Here is a 20,448-nt window from a genome sequence, read left to right on the forward strand (position 1 = left end):
TCCGGTATCCTGCAGGCCATGACCGATGTGTTTACCGACCTGCGGGTTACCGACGTTGCCTTCAACGAAGACTTCGTCCTGTTGACCCTGGCCGATGGCCGCCACACCCGACAGCCATTGCGCTGGGCGCCTGCGCTGTTTGAAGCCACGGCCGAACAACGTGCGCAGTGGGTCACCACCGCCGACGGACTGGGCGTGAACTGGCCGGCACTGCTGCCGGCGCAGGAGCGCGGCGTGGTCGATGTTCCGAACCAGGTGTGGGATGACCGCTATGAAGCCGCCCTCGCCCGCCTGCAATCGCATGCCTGGTCGCTCGATGCGCTGTCTGACGAAGACCAGCAGCTGGTCGCGCTGTGGCGCATGGAAGCAGACATCAACAACGGCGGCTTCATGCAGTTCCTGTGCAACTGGGGCGACCCCACCTGCCAGCTGGCGCTGCGCGCATTGCAGGCGATGGGCGCAACACAGACGCACGCGATCCTGGCGGGCATGCGCGGGCTGCTGGATCGTCTGGAAGACGACCCGGCGATCGAGGAACTGACCGACCTGTACGGCGCGATGAGCGAAGACGAGCAGCAGGCGCTGGAGGCGTTCGAGGACGCCTACTACGCCCGCCCGGAAGACCTTGCGCGATTGGGCCTGAAGCATTTCGGCGCGGAACCGTTGTAGAGCCAAGCCGAGCATGGGCTCGGCTCTACAGATCAGCGCAGACCCGTGTAGAGCCGAGCCCACGCTCGGCTGCTTTTCAACTACCGCGGATACACCAGCAGCACCACCAGATCCTCATCACCTACCTGCTGCAGCGCATGGCTGCTGCCCTTGCGCGTCAGCAGCGCATGCCCAGCACGCACGTCGTACTGCTTTCCATCCAGCACATAGCTGCCCTGCCCGCTGACGATGTAATAGATCTCATCCTTGTGCTGCGGGTGCAGGCCGATGCCCGCGCCCTTGTGCAGCACGCGCTTGCGCAGCACGAACGGCAGGCCCTGCGCATCAGCGAAGAACGGATACGCCGTGGTCGGCCCGGCGCCGCCGTGCGGGCCCGCTTGCGCGCGCGCCAGCGTGTCTTCGTGCACCACCTGCGAGCGTCGCGCAGGATCGCCGCCCTGCCCTGCACCCATCACATCGCAGTCGATGTCGCGTACCAGCGCCGGTTGCAGCGTCGGTAACACCTGCACCGCCTCGCGCAGCACCAGGCACGCCACCGCAGTGGCACCGGCCGCGCTGAAGTGCGTGCCATCGGCCTTGTTCTGCTCCGGCACGAACAGGAAGTACGGGCGTGCGCCCTGCTCGCCCAGCGCGCGGATCCATCGTGTGCTGCGGTCGTTGAGGTCGATCAGCGCGACGTGTTCGCGTGCGGCCAGCTGCTGCATCGCCAGCGTGTAGCGTGCGTGCGTATCCAGCAGCGAACCGAAGTCGTACAGCAGCCGCGCCACCGGCGTGACCAGCACCGGTGTGGCGCCCTTGTCACGCGCCACCTGCACGTAACGCATCAGCAGCTGTGGATAGTCGCTGTCCGGGTCGGTGTAGCGCGTGGGATCTTCAAACTTCGCGTCGTTGTGGCCGAACTGGATCAGCAACACATCGCCACGACGTAGTTCGGCGGCAATCGCATCCAGGCGCCCTTCGTCGATGAAGCTGCGTGTGCTGCGCCCGCCCTTGGCATGGTTGCGCACTTCGATCCGTGCCGGGTCCAGATAGCTCTGCAGCATCTGGCCCCAACCGGCCTGCGGCACGCGATCGGGGCCGTATTCGGCAGCGGTGGAATCGCCGGCAATGAACAGCCGCACCGGCGCCGCATGCGCGGCGGTGCTCGACAGCAACAGCAGCAACAACAGCCTTCGCATCGCCAGCCCCCTGTAGAGCCGAGCCACGCTCGGCTGTTTTTTGATCAGAGCGCGACAGCCGAGCATGGCTCGGCTCTACAGACCGGTGTGCTTCAGCGCGCCAGCCAGCCACCATCGACCGGCAGCACCGCGCCGTTGATGTAGTCCGACGCCGACGAGGCCAGGAACACCGCCGCACCGGCCAGATCTTCCGGGTTGCCCCAGCGACCGGCCGGAATGCGCTCGAGGATCGCCTTGTTGCGGTCTGCATCGGCGCGCAGCGCGGCGGTATTGTCAGTAGCCATGTAGCCCGGTGCGATGGCGTTGATGTTCACGCCCTTGCCGGCCCATTCGTTGGCCAGCAGGCGGGTGATGCCGGCGATGCCGCTCTTGCTGGCGGTGTACGACGGCACGCGGACGCCGCCCTGGAAGGACAGCATCGAGGCGATGTTGATGATCTTGCCGCTGCCCTGTTCGATGAAATGGCGGCCGGCGGCCTGCGAGATGAAGAAGGCGGACTTGATGTTGACGTTCATCACGTCGTCCCAGTCCTGCTCGCTGAAGTCCACCGCATCGGCGCGGCGGATCAGGCCGGCGTTGTTGACCAGGATGTCCAACCTGCCGAGACCTTCGAGCGTTTCGCGCACCACGCGCTCGACCGGCTCGATGCTGATCAGGTTGGCTTCGATGGCCAGGCAGCGGCGGCCCAGCGCGGTGATCTTCTCGATGGTTTCGGTGGGCGGGGCGATGCCGGCCACCGCGACATCGGCGCCAGCGGCAGCCAGTGCCACCGCGATGCCCTGGCCCAGGCCGGTGTTGCCACCGGTTACCAGAGCGACTTTTCCTTCCAGGCTGAAGGGATTGGTCATTGCGTATGCGTTCCTTGGTAGAGGCGTGCGTGATGCAGGCAGATGGCGGCGCTTACTTGAGCTGGCAGATGTCCAGCACGTGCATGTCGGTGTAATCCAGGTTCTCGCCACCCATCGCCCAGATGAAGGCGTAGTTGCTGGTGCCGGCCCCCATGTGGATCGACCACGGCGGCGACACCACCGCTTCGTTGTTCTGGATGACGATGTGGCGCTGTGCGTCCGGCTCGCCCATGAAGTGGTAGACGCGGTCGCTGTCACCCAGGTCGAAGTAGAAATAGACCTCGCTGCGGCGGTCATGCAGGTGCGGCGGCATGGTGTTCCACACGCTGCCCGGCTTGAGCACGGTCAGGCCCAGCAGCAGCTGCGAGGACTGGCAGGTGGCCGGCACGATGTACTGGTAGATGGTGCGTTCGTTGCTGGTTTCCAGCGCGCCACGCTCCAGCGCCACCGCGTCCTTGATCGACAGCTGCTTGGTTTCAAAGCGCGCATGGGCCGGGGTCGAGGCCAGGTAGAACTGCGCCGGGTTGGCGGCATCCTGCGAAGCGAAAACGACGTCCTTGCTGCCCATCGCCACGTACAGGCCATCCTTCGGCCCCAGCGTGTACACGGTGCCGTCAACGGTGACCGTACCGGTGCCGCTGCCGACGTTGATGATGCCCAGTTCGCGGCGCTCCAGGAACGGATGGCCGGCGGCCGAGGCCGGTTCGGTCTGCGCGGGCAGGGCCAGAGGGCCACTGACCGGCGCGGCGCCGCCCAGCACGAAGCGCTCGTAGTGGGTGTACTTCAGGGTCACCGCATCGGCGTTGAACAGGCCATCGAGCAGGTACAGCTCGCGCAGCTGATCGTTGCTGGCGCCCTTGATGGCATCGGGATGGGTGGCGTAGTGGGTCTTGCAGTACATGGCTTCTCCAGAGCAGGGGGCGGGCCGATGGTTCGGCCCCGGCACGGTTCACGGTCGATTCTAGCCAGACAGGAAACCGGTGTCATTTTGCGCCGCACGATATCGGTCAGACGGCATCGGCGGGGTGGAGCAGGTGGAGTGTCACGACCAACGGTCGTGACCTACCGGATTGAGGCCTTCTGGACGCGTCGCAAGCAAGCTGGCGACCTACAGGACTGATTCCTTCGGAATCAGTCCTCCGGCGGTTGGCAGGAATCGCGCACGATCAGGTGCGGACGCACGCTGGCGATCTGCAGCGCTGGCTGCCCTTCGGGCTGGATCAGCATCGCCGCGGCGGTGCGGCCGGTATCGCGGGTATGCCGGCGCACCGAGGTCAGCGACGGCCACAGGCGCGAGGCCAGCGGGCTGTCATCGTAGCCGACGATGGACAGCTGGCGCGGAATGTTGATGCCCGCGCGCAGTGCAACCTTGTAGATACCGGCGGCCATTTCATCGTTGCCGGTGAAGATGGCGGTCGGCCGGCGCTTGCCCAGCAGCAGTTTCTCGGCGGCGGCCACACCGGATTCGAAGGTGTAGCCGGCCTCGATGATGCGATCCTTCGGCAGCTCGATGCCACGCTGCGACAGCGCCTCGATGAAGCCGGCGGTGCGTTCGTGCGCCGAGCGGTACGCACTCGGGCCGGTCACCAGGGCGATATCGCGGTGGCCCAGCGAAAGCAGGTAGTCGGCCGCTTCGGCGGCACCATCGCGGTCATGGGTGACCACCATCTGCGAGGTTTCATCCAGTGGCAGCGCCGCCACGCGGGTGAAGCGGCAGCCGATCTCGTCCAGCATGTCCGCCAGCGCCTGGTCTTCGGACGCACGCGGCACCAGGATCACCCCGTGCAGCTTCTGCTGCTGGGCGAAGCGGCGCACGCCGTCGATGTAACCCGGGCTGCGGCTGTCGCAGGGGTGCACCACCAGCTCGAAGCTGGAGCCGCGCAGCGCATCCAGTGCGCCGTACTGCATGTCCACGATGTACTGCGCGGTGGGGTTGTCGTAGACCATGCCGATCAGGAACGAGCGGCGGAAGGCCAGGCCACGGGCCAGCGGGTCGGGGCTGTAGCCGACCTCGCGCATCAACGCTTCCACCTTGTCGCGCGTGTCCTTGCGCACCAGCGGCGAGTTGTTGATGATCCTTGAAACCGTTTTCTTGGATACACCCGACAGTCGCGCGATGTCATTGATCGTGGCTGCCTTGCCCTTTGCCAATGCCGGCGTAGCGGCATCGTTCTTGTTGCGCACTGACATGTAGTGAACCCGATAAGCCTGGGGATTCCAGCGCGCGCTCAGTCCAGCGCGCGATAGCGGAAGCTGCGGAAGGTTACCGCACCGTTGCCGGCCGCATACAGCGCCGGTTTCAGTGCCAGGAACTTGCCGGCCACATTGTGATGGTAACCGGACACTTCCATCTGAACCGGATACTTCTGCCAGCGCTGGCCATCGGCACTGGAGTGGATGGTGACGATGTGGCGGTTGTTGGTCACCCGCAGCCAGAGCCGGCCGCCCTTGGCACTGGCCGCCAGCCGGCTGGGGCGTTCCTCGCCGTAACGGTGCATGACGAACTGCTCGCCATTGCTGCCCACGCCCACGTACAGGCGGTCGCTGTAGAACAGCAGGGCACCGCCGACCGCGCCGGGGGCGATCTCCATCTGCACCTCGAACTGGTAGGCCGGGTCGCCGGCGATGGTGGTCAGCGGCGAGGCATCGCGCGGCGTGCTGCCCTTGCCCTGCAGCACCAGCCCGTCGCCGCTGAAGCGCAGGCGCCGGTATTCATCCAACGCCGGGTTGAAGAATGCCCACTGCGAGCCGAGCGAGCGGCCGTTGAAGGCATCGGACAGGGCCATCCCGTGCGGCGTCAGCGCGCTGCCCGAAGGCTTGCGCAGCGGTTGCCCGAGGTCACCCCCCCTGGCCACGAACCAGCCATCGGCGGTCCACTCGATCGGCTCCAGCAGCGCCTGCCGGCCCAGCGTCCAGAAGCCGTTCTCGTAGCCGTGGTACATCATCCACCAGCGGCCGTCGGTGCCTTCGATCACCGTGGCGTGGCCGCGCGACCACCACGGTTCGGCCGCCGACTGCGTGCGCATGATCGGGTTGTTCGGCGCGTTCACCCACGGGCCGTGGATCGAGCGCGAGCGCGCGGTGATCACCATGTGCCCGGTCGGCGGGCCGGCGGTGCCGCCCACCGCAGTGGTCATGTAGTACCAGCCATCGCGGAAATGGATCTTCGGCCCTTCCTGCGCATAGGCCTCCACGTCCCAGCTTTCCGGGTAGCGCCAGCCGTCGTACACGTGCTTCGGCGTACCCACCACGCTCAGGCCATCATCGGCCAGCTGCACATAGTCGCCGCCGCTGAGGAACAGGTAGCGCTTGCCGTCTTCACCCACCGCGTGGCCGGGGTCGATGTAGCCGCCCAGGCCGATGTCGATCGGTGCGCTCCAGGGGCCCGTGATGTCATCGGCCCAGACCACGAAGTTGCTGCGGTGCTCACCGGTGCGCGCCGGGAAGTAGATGAAGTAGCGGCCCTGGTGCTTGACGATGTCCGGTGCCCAGATCGCCCCAACGTTCTGCGTGATCGCATGGCCGAGCGGCTGCCAGTTGACCAGGTCGCGCGAGTGCCAGATCGGCAGGCCGGGGTAGGCGTCGAACGATGACAGGGTGAGGTAGTAGTCCTCGCCGTCCTTCAGCACCGACGGATCGGGCCTGTCGCCGGCCAGCACCGGATTCAGGAAGGTGCCATTGCCGAGGTCAGCCTGGCGCTGCTGCTCGATGCCGCGCTTCCACTGCGCGGGCGCGGGATCGGCAGCCAGTGCGGGCAGCGCAGCCAGCAACAGGCTGAGCAGGGCAGTTGCAGCGGCGCGGTGCAGGGTCGGTGTCATGGGAGCGCCTCCGCTCATCAGGCGCGCAGCGCGGCGGGCAGCCACAGCGACAGCGACGGGAAGAAGGTGACGACCAGCAGCACGCCCAGCGCGACAAACCAGAATGGCCAGATGGTGCGCATGCTCTGGCCGACGCTGATCTTGCCGATGGCGGTGCCGATGAACAGCACCGAGCCCACCGGCGGGGTGACCAGGCCGAGGCCACCGGTCAGCACCAGCACCAGGCCGAAGTGGATCGGGTCGATGCCATAGGCCTTGGCCACCGGCAGGAAGATCGGCGTGCAGATCAGGATCATCGGTGCCAGATCCATGAAGGTACCCAGCAGCAACAGCATCACCACGATCATCAGCAGCACCATGAACTGGCTGTGCGCGAACGACTGCAGGAAGTCCACCGCCGCCGCAGGCACCTGCAGGTAGGCCAGCAACCAGCCGAACACCGCCGCGGTGGCGATCACGAACAGGATCACGCCGGTGCTGCGTGCGGCATGGATCACGGTGTCGAAGAACTCGCGCCAGCGCAGTTGCCGGTACAGCACGGTGGTGACCAGCAGGGCGTAGACCACGGCGATCGCCGCGCTTTCCACCGCAGTGAAGATGCCGGCGCGGATACCGACGAAGATCAGCGCGACCAGGCCGAGGCCGGGCAGGGCGGAGACGATGCGCAGCAGTACCGCGCGCCAGCCCGGGAACACTTCCACGCCATAGCCACGGCGGCGCGCGACCACGTAGCCGGTGATCATCAACGCCAGGGTCATCAGCAGCGCCGGCACGATGCCGGCGGCGAACAGGTCAGCGATCGACAGGCCACCACCGGCGGCGGCCGAGAACAGGATCAGGTTGTGCGACGGCGGCACCAGCAGCGCCACCAGCGCAGCGGTGATGCTGACGTTCACCGCGAAATCGCGGTCGTAGCCGCGCTTGACCATCTGCGGAATCATCGTGCCACCCACGGCCGACACATCGGCGATGGCCGAGCCGGACACACCACCGAAGAACAGCGAGGACAGGATCGAGACCTGGCCCAGGCCACCGCGCATGCGCCCCACCAGCGATGAGGCCAGGGCGATCAGGCGTTCGGAGATGCCGCCGCGCATCATGATCTCGCCAGCGAAGATGAACAGTGGAATGGCGATCAGCGAGGCCGAGCCGGTGCCAGCGGAGATCTGCTGGACCAGCACGATGCTGGGGATGTCCAGGTAGAGCAGGGTGGCCAACGCAGCGGCGGCCAACGCGTAGGCCACCGGCACGCCCAACAGCAGCAGTGCGGCGAAAACAGCGAACAGGATGGTGATACCCATGGATCAACGATCTCCTTCAGCGTCGACGGCATCGGCTGCCGTGGCATGCAGCGCCTTCCATGCACGGTTCAGTGCGAACAACAGCATCAGCGCACCGCCCACGGCCAGCGGCAGGTAGTTGATGCTCTGCGGCAGGTTGGCGCCTGCGGTCTTGATGTCCATGCCATCGAGCAGCAGGTCGGCCGACCAGAACGCGATGAAACCGCCCAGCACGGCTACCACCAGCTGGATGAACACATCCACCGCCCGGCGCAGGCCGGCGCCCATGTGGGCGTGCAGCAGGAAGAAGCCGAAGTGGCGGTTGGTGTGCACGCCGCAGGCCGCGCCCAGGCTCATCGCCGTGGCCAGCAGCAGCAGCGTCACCGGCTCGGTCCAGCTGGGCGAATCGTTGATCACGTAGCGGGCGAACACCTGCCAGCCCTGCACCACCACCAGGCCCAGCAGCGCAGCCACGGCGATGTAGATGGCGATGTCGGCGATGCGGTCCAGCAGGCGCTGGCCGGGGCCGGCGGCGGGAATCGTCGTCTCGGTCATGGCAGTGTCCTCAGGCGGCAGCGCGGATGCGGGCGACCAGTGCGGCCAGCACGGGTTGCTGCAGGTACTGCTGCAGCAGCGGCTGGGCGGCGGCGCGGAACGCGGGAAGATCCACTTCGTTGGCTTTCACGCCAGAGGCCAGCACCGCGCGGCGCGCGGCATCTTCGGAGGCATCCCACTGCGCGCGCATCACCTTCACCGAGGCGCGTGCGGTCTCCAGCAACAGTTGGCGGTCAGCCGGCTGCAGGCGCTCGAAGCTGGCGCGCGACATCAGCAGCACGTCCGGCGCATACGAGTGATCGCTCTGCGACCAGTAATGCGCCGCCTCGAAATGCCGGCTGGAATGGAAGCTGCGCATGTTGTTCTCGGCACCGTCGATCATGTGCGTCTCCATGCCGGAGAACGTATCGCCCAGCGACATCGGCGTCGGGTTGGCGCCGAGCAGGCGCATCAGCTGGATGAAGATGTCCGAGGACGCCACGCGCAGTTTCAGCCCGTGCAGATCACTGGGCTGCACGATTGGATGCTTGGTGTTGTAGAAGGAGCGCGCGCCGGAATCGTAGATCGCCAGGCCGACCAGGTCGCGGCTCTCGAAACCCCGCAGCACCGCCTCGGCGATGCCGCCATCGAGTGCGGCGCGCTGGTGCGCCACCGACTCGAACACATACGGCAGGCACAGTGCCTGGGTGAGCGGGAATGCATTGTTCAGCGCACCGGCATACACGCGGGTGATGTCGATGGCACCGAAACGGGCCATGTCGATCGCTTCCGATTCGCGACCGAGCTGGCCGGAATGGTATTGCCGCAGGCGCAGGCGGCCGTTGCTTTCACGCTGCAGCGTTTCGCCGATCCACTTCACCGCGGTCACGGTGGGGTAGTCGGCCACATGCACATCAGTGGCGGTCAGCAGCTGGCCACCATCGATGGCGTCGGCCGGTCCGCGGCCACAGGCCGCGAGCATCGGGGTGGCCAGCGCAGCAGCGCCGCCGGCCAGGAAGTGTCGTCGTGTGATCATCTGCGCCCTCCCGCGCGTGTTCACCGGATCGTGCGGCGGTTACCCGGCCGGCACGGCCCTGCAGGCAATCTCGCCGATGCCGGCAAACCGCACCAGCGCCGTCTGTCCTGCGGTGATGTCATGGATGCCGGTGGCGTTGCCAGTGGCGATCAGGTCGCCGCGCCGCAGCGGCCGACCGCGCAATGCCGAACGGGACAGCGCGAACGCGTATGCCGCGCGAAGGCCGCCGGGCAGGCGGGTCGCTCCGCCAGTGCCGACCACCTCGCCCTCGATCAGGGTTTCGGCGCGCAGGTCGGTCTCGTCGCGGGCGGTCCAGTCGGCGATCTCCGGCCCCAGCACCAGGCCGTTGTTGTTGCCGAAGTCGGACACCACCACGCGCGGGCCGAGTTCGTTGATCGTCGCCAGCGGGCTGCTGGCCACTTCCACGCCGATGTACAGGCGCGCCGGCAGCGCTTCAGCCTGCTCGGGCGTCCAGTGCAGCTGTGCGGCCGGAGCGTCCTCCAACAGCTCCAGCACGTACTCCGCCTCGACCGCGCCGAAGCCGCCGACGAACACCGGAATGTCCACTGTTCCACCGGTAGCATTCTTCAGCTGACGCGAGAAAACCGGGCCCAGCAGGCGATCGTCGCCGGAAGCGTCGCGGCGCTCGGCGGCGATGTAGCCGACCTTCCAGCCCACCACATGGTCATCCCAGCTGGCGATAGCCAGATCCTGCACCTGATAGGCAGCCACCAGGTCAGGCGGGACAAGGCCCGGGAAGCCGGACAGGGCTTGGCCGGCGCGGCGCGCGGTGGTGAAGGCGTGGGCGATCGCGGCCGCATCGTCCGGCGGCGGCGTCTGCCCATGTATGCCGTGTTCGTTGCTCAAGAACGGTCTCCCTCTGGCGTTGTTGCACTGCCCATCGACAGCGTCTGCAGGAGGTGTATATGGTAAACCGGTGTCATCGTGCAAGCCGCAGCGCATCACGAGCGCTTGCCGGTGACCTCGGCCACTCTGTTGCATCCCCGTCGGAGCCCTTTCCACCATGCGTTTTTCCCGTGTGCTGCTGTTGCTGTCAGGCCTGCTGCTGGCCATCCCTGCACTCGCCGCCGATGCGCCGCTGCGCGCGGCCGAGCGGTTGGGCCGGGAGCTTGCTGGAGAACAGATACCGCTGTGGCCGGCCGGGCAGGTGCCCGGTGAAACGGGCACTGCGCGGCCGGCGCGCGTGGTCGAGCGCAGCGATGATCCGGCCCACCCCGACCGCTTCATCGACCAGGTCGATGCGCCCTACCTGCTGGTGCATGCGCCCGCCCATGGCAACGGCCGCGCCCTGCTGGTGATTCCCGGTGGCGGCTACCAGCGCGTGGTGATCGACAAGGAGGACAGCGCGCTGGTGCCGGAGTGGGTGAACCGCGCCGGCTACACCCTGTTCGTGCTGCGCTACCGCCTGCCGCAGGCCGGCCGCGACCGCCAGGCAGCACTGGCAGACGCGCAGCGCGCACTGCGCGTGGTGCGCGACCAGGCCGCACGGCGCAGGCTGGATGCCGACAGCGTGTCGGTGATGGGCTTCTCCGCCGGTGGCCACGTCGCCGCACGGCTGGCCACCGGCTTCGATGCGCCGGTCTACCCGCCACGCGATGCCATCGATCGCCTCAGCGCGCGTCCCGCCCGCGCGGTGCTGGTGTATCCAGTGATCGACATGGGCGCGCATGCACACAGCGGCTCACGCGGACGCCTGCTGGGTGAGCAGCCCGATGCGGCGCTGGCCGCGCAGTATTCGATGCAGCAGCACGTACGCGCGGACATGCCGCCGACGCTGCTGATCCATGCCAACGACGATCGGGTGGTCAACGTGCACAACAGCGAGGTGATGGCACAGGCGCTGGCCAAGGCGGGTGTCGAACACGAGCTGCACCTGTTCGCCCATGGCGGCCATGGCTTCGGCATGCGCATGCCGCCCGATTCAACGCTGGCCGTGTGGCCGCTGCTGGCACAACGCTGGCTGCTGGCGGCGGAGACCGCGCCTTGAACAGCGGGACGACCGACCTGCAGCGCCGCCGTTTCCTGCGCGACAGTGCACGCTGGGCGCTGGCCACGGCCACCCTCGCAGCGCTTCCTGCATCCGCGCTGCCTGGGCCACGTGCTGACACACAGGTGGTGGCACGCCTGCGTGGCGGCCGCGTGCGTGGCCAGCGCGAGCACGGCGTGCACGTGTTCCGTGGCCTGCGTTATGGCGCTGACACCTCCGCCTACCGTTTCCAGCCGCCGCGGCGCGAGACGGGCTGGCGTGGTATCGCCGACGCCCTGGAATACGCCGCCTCTGCGCCACAGACCGGGGCGGACGGACCGGGCAGCGAAGATTGCCTGTTCCTCAACGTATGGACGCCAGCACTGGGCGACGGCGGCAAGCGGCCGATCCTGGTCTACATCCATGGCGGTGGCTTCAACAACGGTTCCGGCAGCGACCCGCTGTACGACGGTAGCGCGCTGTGCCGACGCGGCGACGTGGTGGTGGTCACCGTCAATCATCGCCTGAACACCTTCGGCTACCTGTACCTGGGCGCTCTGGGCGACCCGCGTTATGCGGCCTCCGGCAACGTCGGCCAGCTCGATCTGGTGCAGGCGCTGCAGTGGGTGCGCGAGCACGCTGCGGTGTTCGGTGGCGATGCCGGCAACATCACCGTGTTCGGGCAGTCCGGTGGCGGTGCCAAGATCGCCACGCTGATGGCGATGCCCGCGGCGAAGGGCCTGTTCCAGCGCGCGTGGACGATGAGCGGGCAGCAGGTGACGGCGGCCGGTCCGCGTGCGGCGGCGCAACGCGCTTCGATTGCGATGGACGCCGTGGGCGCGCGCGACCTGCAGGCGTTGCTGCGGCTGCCGGCGACCGACCTGCTGGCCGCCACCCGCGCACGCGATCCCTCGCGGGTGGAAAGCAGCGCGCTGTATTTCGGCCCGGTGCTGGATGAGGTGGTGCTGCCGGTACATCCGTTCTGGCCACAGGCACCGGCGCAGTCCGCGTCGATTCCGATGGTGATCGGCAACACCCGCGACGAGACGCGCGCCTTCCTTGGCAACGATCCCGCCAACTTCACGCTGACCTGGGAGAGTCTGCCGGCGCAGCTGCAGAAGCAGCAGTTCGTCGATCTTCTGCCCTCGGTGGTGATCGCAGAGTATCGACGCCTGTACCCGCACTACACGCCATCAGAGGTGCTCTTTGCCGCCACCACGGCCGGCCGTTCCTGGCGCGGTGCGGTGGAAGAGCTGGAAGCACGCGCCCGGCAGACAACCGGTGCCGCACCGACCTGGGCCTACCAGCTCGATTGGCCGTCACCGGTGGAAGAGGGACGTCTGCGCGCGTTCCACACGCTGGATATTCCGCTGGTGTTCGACAACGCTGGCCTACACGGTGCCCGCACCGGCGGTGGTGAAGATGCCATTGCACTGGCGGCGACGATGAGCGATGCCCTGATTGCGTTTGCGCACAACGGCGACCCGAATCACGCAGGAATGTCGCAATGGGACCCGTATTCATTGCCACAACGGCAGACGATGCTGTTCGATCGGCACAGCCGCGTGGTTGACGATCCACGCGCGGGAGAGCGTGCGCTCTATGCGAAAGTGCCCTTCGTGCAGCGCGGAACGCAGTGATGACACCGCAATGCAAACATTCTGTTAACCCGCCTCGGCTAGAGTCGGTTCATGGAAGCGATGTTCACGCCACCGCCGTTCGCCGGACGCGAACGCTTGATTGCAGGGATCGACGGCGCCGTCTGCCTGGTTGATCCGCAGGCGATCACCGATGCGCTGCAGCGCGTGCTGCGCGAGGCCATCGTCGATCCGCTGATCGAGCTGCCACCCTGCGTACGCCGTCCGGTGGATGGCCATTACGCACGCCGTGAACTGCACCGCAGCCCTACCCTGGGCTACAGCGTGATCGCGATGTGCTGGGGCCCGGGGCAGGGCACGCCACTGCACGACCACGATGCGATGTGGTGCGTGGAGGGCGTCTGGCAGGGCGAGCTGATCGTGACCCCGTATGCGCTGCTGGAACAGCGTGGCGAGCGCCACCGCTTCGCCGCGCAGGACACGCTGTACGGTCACCGCGGCAGCGCCGGCAGCCTGATCCCACCGTACGAGTACCACACGCTGCGCAACGCCAGCGACGAGGACATTGCGGTGTCACTGCATGTGTATCAGGGCGTGATGGAGCGCAGTGCGGTATTCAATCCGCTGGACGACGGCTGGTACCAGCGCCAGGTGAAGGTGATGGAGACCGAGGCGTCCTGACCGCAATCAGGCGTCACCGCGGCACATCCACCACATTGTTGAGCCGCGTCACTTCCTCACCGCCATCGACCAGCGCAATGCGCACGCGCAGCCCACTTCGATCGCCGGCCGGCAACGGCAACGACACCACTGCGGTCTTCGGCAGCAGGTCGCTCGGTGCGGCCATCGCCGGTACTTCGGTGCGTGCGATCTCGCGGCCCCGCGCATCTTCCAGCACCACCACGCCCACGCCGCTGGCCACATGCCCAAGGCCGTGCACCGTCACGTGTACCTGGCGCCCGTCCATCCGCACATCACCACGGCCCACGCCCAGATCCGGACGCGTTTCCACCGGCGTCCCCGCATACCCGCGCTCGAACTCGAATATTTCGGTGCGGCCGGGTTGGAACTGCATCGGTACCGAAGCACTCGTTTCCAGCTGCACCACGCGCTCGCGCGGCGTACCGTCGATGCGGCCATCGCCGTCGGCATCCACACCACTGCGCACGCGCCAGGTACCGCTGCCCACGTTCCAACCCGTCATGTCAGCAGCGATCACGCGCGAACCGAGGTTATGGCTGGTGACCGTGAAGCGCTCGCGTGAGGGCGCATGCACCAGCAGTGCCACCTGTTCCGCGGCACCCTCGCGATCGAAGCGCCAGCTGACGGTGTGACCGGGCCAGCTCTGGTTGCGCTTCAAGGCGATCCCACCCAGCCGCGCACGCTGCAGGAACTCGCTCGGCGCTTCCACCCGGTCGGACCACCAGTGGCCCTCGGTGTTCATGTACGCGCGTTGTGCCTTGGCCTGCAGGCCGTCGGCATGCAGTGCGTCGATATACTTCCGTTCCTCGCTGGCCTGCCATGCCATCAGGCTGGCGAAGCCGGTTTTTCCGGCATCGGCGTCGGCGGTCAGCAGCGGGTACCAGTCCTGCTGACGGCCCAGCGCTTCCACGTAGTTCTCGCCCAGGTTGGCCAGCGCGCCGGGCCCGCCGCGGGCCACGCGGTAGTCGAGGGCCTGCAGGTACTTCGCATCGCCGGTCCAGCGCCATGCCGCCCAGAATGTGTGCATGGTGTCGCCGCTGCCGGAACCATTGTTGAGTTCGCCGCCACGGGTCTCGCCGGTCGCCCAGTTGATCTCGTTGGGCAGGGTGAAGCGGCCCTTGTCGTCGCTGCCGGCATGGGCCAGATAGCCATCGGCCAGGCCGATCACCAGCCGGCGACCGGTCGGGTCGGCGTTGTACTGGCCCAGCAGGAACGCCGGATGCAGCACCGGGAACGAATACGGCTTCTGCCACTGCCAGTTCGGTTCGCGGTAGACCTTGTTGCCACCGAACCAGTTGCTGGAAAACAGCAGATGACCCTGTGGGTTGCGCAGGATGATGCGCTCGTCGAACGCCTTCACCGTTTCCATCAGTCGTTCCAGGGTCAGTGGATCGCCCCAGTTGAGGTAGAGCATCGCGCTGTTGGTGTTGATCCCTTCCTCGTAGGCATGCAGCTCGTCGGTCTCGATGGTGCTCAGGCCATTGCTGAACATGCCATTGCGGTACACCGCGTCGGACAATGCGGTCAGCGAGGCATTCAGGCGGTCCGGCTGCACGCCCATCAGGGCCAGCCCCGGCCATTGCTGGGTCAGGTCGGAATCGTCGGAGATGCCGCCTCCGAAATCGCCGTAGGCCACCTGGCGCTGATCGATCCACCAGTCGACGAACCGCCGCACCTGGGCCAGGTCCTGCACCTGGTGGAACGCCCACGCCGGTACGCCCTTGGGCACCTCCGGCGCGGTGTACGGCGGTCGCCCCTGGCTGTTGTAGCTGATGTAGTTCCAGTACAACCGGCCCAGCTCGTGGTCCGGGTCCACCCGCAGCAGATCGCTCAGGTCCGCGTATACGCGCGCGTAAAGGCGCTGGCGCTTGGAGGTGGTGTGTTCCTCCACCAGGAAGCCCCAGTTGTCGCGCACCTGGTTGAAGCGGTCGGCCACATGCTCCTTGATCGCCTCGGCGCGTGGCTTGAACACCAGACGCACCTGCGCACCATCCAGCGACGCCGCATCGAAGCCGGGCGCAGCCGAGGCGATGCTCAGCCACAGGCTGTCGGGCGTCAGGATGCGGTCGCGCAGGTCCAGCCACAGCGTGCGCTTCTGCCCGGGCTGCACCGAGACCGAAACATCGATCATGTCGCGCGCCGGCCAGATCGGATCCTTGATGCGGATGTTCAGCGGGATCAGCCCATCGTGCGTGGCCGGCTGGTCCAGCGCGGGGATATCGATGGCCACGCCGTCCAGGCCGTCATGCATGTTTTCCCAGCTGTAGGCCCAGCTGCGGATCAACGGCTGGTTGGCCGGCGCATCACCCACGCCGGAGGGAATCAGCACGTGCACGATCGGCTTCGGCTGGGCCGGCAGCGTGTCGGCGCTGCGGCGCCGCGAGCCTGCGCCCTTCGGCAGCGCCATCACCGTGCTGCGTTCGGCCAGCGGATAGCGGCCGTCGATGTAGCGGCGCAGCGTGTCCAGGTTGGTGTAGTCGGGTAGCGCCTGGCTGTCGATGACATAGGTCTGTTTGACCGTGCCATCGGGCTCGGCGCCTTCGCTCACGCCATACGCCCAGATCTCCTGGATCGGCGTTTCCTGTTCGACGTTGCTGAAACGCAGCACTCCCCCGGTCTGTGCCGGAATGTCGTCGACGCTGCGCACCACGCCTTGGGGACGCGTTGCCAGCACCTGTGTGGCATGCGCCGCATCGCGGCCATGGGCCAATGTGCCGAACGCCGCACCGCGGATCTCCACGCGGTTGACGGTTTCGCCGGCCGGAACGGTGAGGTCCAGGTGCTGGCCGCTTTCCACATAGGTGTTCCAGTCCGGCAACTGGAAGTAGTCGTTGCGGCCGGGCAGGCGCGAGCGGTTGTAGACGCCGGGCCAGGTGGTCTCGGCGACGCCGTCGGTGGCCTTCCACATCCATGCCTTCAGATCACGGGCATCGGCAAACTCGATCTTGCGGATGCGCGTGCTGGCTGCGGTCAGTGCCGGTGGCGCTGCGCCGTCCCAACCGAAGCGATGGCGCCAGGCGCGGTCATCGCTGGCGCCGGCAACGGCGCTGGTGACGGCCTTGCCACGCGCGAGCGCACTGACCGCCGCAGCATCGAGCATGCGGTCGTACACGCGGATGTGCTGGAAATCGCTGCCGCGCAGGAAGTTGTAGCGGCTCTGCACCTGGTAGGGCGCCATCACCCGTCCGGCCAGGCCAAGCTGGTCCAGCGCCGCGTCGTAGTCACCCGTGGCCTGTGCGCGCGCCACCTCGCGGCCATCGACGAACAGGCGTACGCCCTGGTCTTCGTCCCAGGCAAAGGCCAGGTGCAGCCACTGGTCCGGACGTGGTGGCGTGTCCATGCGGAACGACACGCGCGTGCGGGCGAGGTTGGCATCGGTGACGAACGCATCGAAGCCATGCCCGTTCCAGTCGATGCGCAGCCAGGCCATGTCCCAGCTGCTGTGGTCGGCGTAGCCGACGCGGAAGATCACGAACGGTGCTTCACCCACCGCGTAGCGCGCGCGCCAGTCGAAGGCGAGGGTGCCGCGCTGGGCGAGGATGTTGCCGGGCGCATCCCAGGCAAGCACGCCGTCGTCCTGCCATTGGATCGCCTTGCCGCGTGCTCCGTCGTCGACGATGTCGACCTTGTCGCGGAAGTTCGGCACCGGCTCACCCTGCGCCACCACGGCCTCAAGACCCTTGCCGGCATCGACGTGGAACAGCAGCGTGGGTGCATCGGTAGCGGCCATCGCGGGGCCGGCAGCCAGGGCCACCGCCAGCAGCAGGCAGCGGGACAGGGTCGAGCGGTGCGGCATCAGGCGTTTCCTTTCAACGGGCGACGGCCGGCGAGGGCCGCCGGACCGTAGCAAGGCCACGCCGCGACGGCACCTTGCGGCGCAGCAGCGGTCGTGGCGAACGACGGCGTGCCGGGTGGCACGCCGCCGGCGTTGCTCAGAACTTGTAGCGCAGCCCCAGCAGGTACTGGCGGCCGGTCTCGGTGTACTGCAGCGGCAGGCGACCGGTCAGCGGCGAGTACACCCACTCGTCGGACGCCTCGTTGGTCAGGTTGATGCCTTCCAGGCTCAGTTCCAGCTGGTCGCTGATCTTGTAGCGGATGGACGCATCGAACACCGTGGTACCGGTCATGCCGTGGTAGCCATCGAGGTTGAAGCCGGTTTCCTGGCCCGGTGCCTGGGTCAGGTAGTCATCGCGGTTGGTGGCCGAGATGCGCCCGGCGAACTTCTCGCCTTCATAGAACAGCGTGGCGTTCCACGACGACTTCGACAGGCCGGTCAGGTCGGTCTTCATCACCGGCTGCCCGGCCGCGTTGATGTACTGGATCTTCGATTCCACCCAGGTGTAGTTCAACTGCACGCCCAGGTTCGCCCACTTGCCCGGCAGGAAGGTGAAGGGCTGGGTGTAGTTGGCCTCCACGCCGTGCAGTTCGCCGCCGGGGGTGTTGACCGGCTTGCTGTAGGTGAAGTCATCGCTGGCCGAGGCGCCGGTGCCGACCAGCAGCGAGGCCGGCAGGCCGCTGTCGCTGTACGGGCGCACTTCGCGGGTGGTCTGCACGAAGCTCTCGATGTCCTTGTAGAACAGGCCGATGCCGGCCATCGCGCCTTCGGCGAAGTACCACTCGAAGCCGAGGTCGACATTGGTCGCGCGGATCGGATCCAGTACCGGGTTGCCACTGGAGATGGTGCGTGCACCACCGGCCACGGCCACCGTCGCGCCCGGCGTCAGGCTGCCCAGTCCCGGACGGCTCATCACCTTGGCCGCACCCAGCCGGATCAGGAAGTCCGGGGTGACTTCAGCCACCAGGTTGAACGAGGGCAGGGTGTCGTCGTAGGTGCGGCTGACCGTGGTTTCGACGGTGCCGTTGGCCAGCGTCGACTGCCCGGTGGACGACTGCTTGGTGCGCACGTAGCGCACGCCGAAGTTGCCCGACAGCGGCAGCGAGCCCAGTTCGGTGGAGAACTCACCCATCAGGTAGGCGCCACGGTCCTTCTCTTCAACGCTGCGCACGTTGTTGGCACGCGGGGCAACGGCGAAGGTGCCGCTGTTGCTGTAGATGTCCAGCTGTTCGGCGATCGCATCCAGGTCCGGCACGACCCAGTTCGACGGACTGCCGCTGATGCCCTTCAGTCCGGCCTGTTCGGTCAGGTCCGCCGGCACGATCCTGTTGCCGCCGGCGAAGTTGGGCACGGCCAGTTCGCTGGCGCGGCGCAGTTCGACGGTCTTGAACGTGTAGTCCTTGGCCAGCACACCGCCCTTCAGTCGGAAGCCTGGGCTGATGTTCCAGTTGAAGTCGATCTGGCCGGTGTCGAAGTCGTTGTCCACGTACTGCGGACGCAGGCGGATCTCGGCCAGTTCCCAGCCGTTGGGATTGGTCGGGTCGATGCCGTAGTTGAGCACCGGCGCACGGCTGTTGCCGCGGTAGTCGTAGCTGTAGCCCTTGACGTCGTACTTGTCCATGATGACGGTGGTCTGCACCGGGTTCTCGTGCTTGGAGCGCGAGATGCCGAGCTTGCCGGACAGGGTGAAGTCATCGCCGAAGCGGTGCTGGCCGTTCAGCGCGATCTGCTTGAACTCGGTGCTCCACTCGTCGTGGCGGTTCTCGGTGCGGATGTCGACGTTGTCGAATTCGCCGTAGAGCAGTGCGTTGTCGCGGATCTCGCCGTTCTTGACAATGGTAGTCGGCTTGCCGGCCAGGCGCGCGTTGGCATTGGCGCCACGGCTGAACGAGATCGCTTCGATGTAGTGCTCGTCGCGCGTCGCATCGATCTTCGAGTACAGCGCATCCAGCGAGATCTCGGTGGCGTCGTTCGGCTTCCACTGCAACGAACCGGTTACGCCGAGCCGCTTCTGTTCGTGTTCCATCTGCACGTAGCGCGGGAAGCGCGGATGGAACACGTTGGCGCCACGCGCGGCGGCGAACGGCGAGGACGCGGCGAAGTTGCCGTTGCTCGGGCCGTTGGCCCAGCGGCCGGTGTTGGAACCTTCCTCCAGCGCCTGGCGCTCGGAATAGGCAACCGACAGCAAGGCGCCGAAGGTGCCATCGGCGAAGGTGTTGGAGACCAGCGCGGCGATGCGCGGGTCGGCCTTCTCGGCCATCGCGTTGTAGCTGGCCTGGCCGCTGGCGGCAAAAGTGAAGCCGTCATAGTCGAACGGGCGCGCGGTGCGCAGATCGACGGTAGCGCCCAGCGAGCCTTCCTCTACATCGGCCGAGGCGGTCTTGCGCACCAGCAGCTGCGAGAACAGGTCCGAGGCGAACACGTTGAAGTCGAAGCCACGGCCGCGGTTGGTGCCGCCGCTCTGGTCACCGGCGCCGACCGTGGTCAGCGCTTCCATTCCATTGATGCGCACGCGGGTGAATTCCGGGCCGAGGCCACGCACCGAGATGTTGCGGCCTTCGCCGGCCTCGCGGGTGATGACCACGCCCGGGATGCGCTGCAGCGACTCGGCCAGGTTCAGGTCGGGGAACTTGCCGATGTCCTCGGCAACGATGGCATCGACCACGCCGGCTTCGCCGCGCTTGATGTCCAGCGCCTTCTCCACGCTGGCGCGGTAGCCGGTGACGGTGACCGTATCCAGGTCGGTGGCGTTCGGGTTGGCGCTCTGCTGCTGCGCGCCGGCGTTGCCTGCCAAGGCCAGTGCGACGGCCATCGCGAGCAAGGTAACCGGTGTCTTTTTTTCATGGTTCCGAGAATGCATGCCTTTCCCCTCTCCCAAAGGTCTGGTATCGCGGCTGTTTCAGCGTGATGACACCGCTGGTCAGGCCGGACGTTAGCAGCACGTTCCCGATCCGGCATCTTGC

15 protein-coding genes are annotated in these 20,448 nt (G+C 67.0%); 4 read left to right on the forward strand and 11 right to left on the reverse strand.

Features of this window, described 5'->3' with window-relative positions:
- Positions 1-18 precede the first annotated feature (18 nt).
- Positions 19-669, forward strand: coding sequence for a DUF4375 domain-containing protein (locus WKB25_RS15490; RefSeq protein WP_340571656.1), 651 nt, complete (start codon positions 19-21; stop codon positions 667-669).
- Between the two features lie 80 nt (positions 670-749).
- On the opposite strand, the gene WKB25_RS15495 is transcribed toward WKB25_RS15490, so the two are convergent.
- The 9 genes from WKB25_RS15495 to WKB25_RS15535 all read right to left on the reverse strand — a co-directional run bounded on the left by WKB25_RS15495 (position 750) and on the right by WKB25_RS15535 (position 10,212).
- Positions 750-1,847, reverse strand: coding sequence for a GDSL-type esterase/lipase family protein (locus WKB25_RS15495; RefSeq protein ID WP_340571657.1), 1,098 nt, complete (start codon positions 1,845-1,847; stop codon positions 750-752).
- 92 nt (positions 1,848-1,939) lie between these two features.
- A complete protein-coding gene (kduD, locus tag WKB25_RS15500; RefSeq protein ID WP_340571658.1) occupies positions 1,940-2,695 on the reverse strand; it encodes a 2-dehydro-3-deoxy-D-gluconate 5-dehydrogenase KduD in 756 nt (251 codons plus the stop codon).
- Between the two features lie 52 nt (positions 2,696-2,747).
- Positions 2,748-3,596, reverse strand: coding sequence for a 5-dehydro-4-deoxy-D-glucuronate isomerase (gene kduI / locus WKB25_RS15505; protein WP_340571659.1), 849 nt, complete (start codon positions 3,594-3,596; stop codon positions 2,748-2,750).
- Positions 3,597-3,826: 230 nt separating this feature from the next.
- Positions 3,827-4,885 (reverse strand): LacI family DNA-binding transcriptional regulator, encoded by a 1,059-nt coding sequence (locus WKB25_RS15510; protein WP_093820319.1) that lies wholly within the window; start codon positions 4,883-4,885, stop codon positions 3,827-3,829.
- A gap of 38 nt (positions 4,886-4,923) precedes the next feature.
- Entirely contained in the window at positions 4,924-6,513 is a 1,590-nt protein-coding gene (locus tag WKB25_RS15515) for a family 43 glycosylhydrolase (RefSeq protein WP_340571660.1), read from the reverse strand.
- Positions 6,514-6,530: 17 nt separating this feature from the next.
- On the reverse strand, positions 6,531-7,814 hold the full coding sequence (locus WKB25_RS15520) for a TRAP transporter large permease (RefSeq protein ID WP_340571661.1): 1,284 nt from the start codon (positions 7,812-7,814) through the stop codon (positions 6,531-6,533).
- Positions 7,815-7,817: 3 nt separating this feature from the next.
- Entirely contained in the window at positions 7,818-8,348 is a 531-nt protein-coding gene (locus WKB25_RS15525) for a TRAP transporter small permease (protein WP_340571663.1), read from the reverse strand.
- Positions 8,349-8,358: 10 nt separating this feature from the next.
- A complete protein-coding gene (locus tag WKB25_RS15530) occupies positions 8,359-9,363 on the reverse strand; it encodes a TRAP transporter substrate-binding protein (RefSeq protein WP_340571664.1) in 1,005 nt (334 codons plus the stop codon).
- 39 nt (positions 9,364-9,402) lie between these two features.
- Complete coding sequence (locus tag WKB25_RS15535; RefSeq protein ID WP_340571679.1) at positions 9,403-10,212, reverse strand: 2-keto-4-pentenoate hydratase; 810 nt, start codon at positions 10,210-10,212, stop codon at positions 9,403-9,405.
- A gap of 175 nt (positions 10,213-10,387) precedes the next feature.
- On the opposite strand from WKB25_RS15535, the gene WKB25_RS15540 reads away from it, so the two are divergent.
- From WKB25_RS15540 to WKB25_RS15550, 3 genes are read left to right on the forward strand one after another with little or no spacing between them, the layout of a single operon-like run.
- Entirely contained in the window at positions 10,388-11,371 is a 984-nt protein-coding gene (locus WKB25_RS15540; protein WP_340571665.1) for an alpha/beta hydrolase, read from the forward strand.
- On the forward strand, positions 11,368-12,990 hold the full coding sequence (locus tag WKB25_RS15545; protein WP_340571666.1) for a carboxylesterase family protein: 1,623 nt from the start codon (positions 11,368-11,370) through the stop codon (positions 12,988-12,990). Before WKB25_RS15540 ends, WKB25_RS15545 begins: the two co-directional genes overlap by 4 nt.
- Positions 12,991-13,041: 51 nt before the next feature.
- Positions 13,042-13,629 (forward strand): cysteine dioxygenase family protein, encoded by a 588-nt coding sequence (locus WKB25_RS15550; RefSeq protein ID WP_340571668.1) that lies wholly within the window; start codon positions 13,042-13,044, stop codon positions 13,627-13,629.
- A 13-nt stretch (positions 13,630-13,642) separates the two neighbouring features.
- On the opposite strand, the gene WKB25_RS15555 is transcribed toward WKB25_RS15550, so the two are convergent.
- Together WKB25_RS15555 and WKB25_RS15560 are read right to left on the reverse strand one after the other, a co-directional pair.
- Positions 13,643-17,446 (reverse strand): LamG-like jellyroll fold domain-containing protein, encoded by a 3,804-nt coding sequence (locus tag WKB25_RS15555; protein WP_340571670.1) that lies wholly within the window; start codon positions 17,444-17,446, stop codon positions 13,643-13,645.
- A gap of 136 nt (positions 17,447-17,582) precedes the next feature.
- Positions 17,583-20,345: a TonB-dependent receptor gene (locus WKB25_RS15560; protein ID WP_340571671.1), complete on the reverse strand. Its 2,763-nt coding sequence runs from the start codon at positions 20,343-20,345 to the stop codon at positions 17,583-17,585.
- Positions 20,346-20,448: the final 103 nt, after the last annotated feature.

This window comes from Stenotrophomonas sp. G106K1, assembly GCF_037969685.1.
Taxonomy (GTDB): Bacteria; Pseudomonadota; Gammaproteobacteria; order Xanthomonadales; family Xanthomonadaceae; genus Stenotrophomonas; species Stenotrophomonas lactitubi.

What these genes read in the sequence shown, in the direction of transcription:
- WKB25_RS15550 (WP_340571668.1), top strand. Translation starts at nt 13,042, where the DNA reads ATGGAAGCGATGTTCACGCCACCGCCGTTCGCCGGACGCGAACGCTTG.
- WKB25_RS15520 (WP_340571661.1), bottom strand. Translation starts at nt 7,814, where the DNA reads ATGGGTATCACCATCCTGTTCGCTGTTTTCGCCGCACTGCTGCTGTTG.
- kduD (WP_340571658.1), bottom strand. Translation starts at nt 2,695, where the DNA reads ATGACCAATCCCTTCAGCCTGGAAGGAAAAGTCGCTCTGGTAACCGGT.
- kduI (WP_340571659.1), bottom strand. Translation starts at nt 3,596, where the DNA reads ATGTACTGCAAGACCCACTACGCCACCCATCCCGATGCCATCAAGGGC.
- WKB25_RS15530 (WP_340571664.1), bottom strand. Translation starts at nt 9,363, where the DNA reads ATGATCACACGACGACACTTCCTGGCCGGCGGCGCTGCTGCGCTGGCC.
- WKB25_RS15560 (WP_340571671.1), bottom strand. Translation starts at nt 20,345, where the DNA reads ATGCATTCTCGGAACCATGAAAAAAAGACACCGGTTACCTTGCTCGCG.
- WKB25_RS15540 (WP_340571665.1), top strand. Translation starts at nt 10,388, where the DNA reads ATGCGTTTTTCCCGTGTGCTGCTGTTGCTGTCAGGCCTGCTGCTGGCC.
- WKB25_RS15525 (WP_340571663.1), bottom strand. Translation starts at nt 8,348, where the DNA reads ATGACCGAGACGACGATTCCCGCCGCCGGCCCCGGCCAGCGCCTGCTG.
- WKB25_RS15495 (WP_340571657.1), bottom strand. Translation starts at nt 1,847, where the DNA reads ATGCGAAGGCTGTTGTTGCTGCTGTTGCTGTCGAGCACCGCCGCGCAT.
- WKB25_RS15515 (WP_340571660.1), bottom strand. Translation starts at nt 6,513, where the DNA reads ATGACACCGACCCTGCACCGCGCCGCTGCAACTGCCCTGCTCAGCCTG.
- WKB25_RS15510 (WP_093820319.1), bottom strand. Translation starts at nt 4,885, where the DNA reads ATGTCAGTGCGCAACAAGAACGATGCCGCTACGCCGGCATTGGCAAAG.
- WKB25_RS15555 (WP_340571670.1), bottom strand. Translation starts at nt 17,446, where the DNA reads ATGCCGCACCGCTCGACCCTGTCCCGCTGCCTGCTGCTGGCGGTGGCC.
- WKB25_RS15490 (WP_340571656.1), top strand. Translation starts at nt 19, where the DNA reads ATGACCGATGTGTTTACCGACCTGCGGGTTACCGACGTTGCCTTCAAC.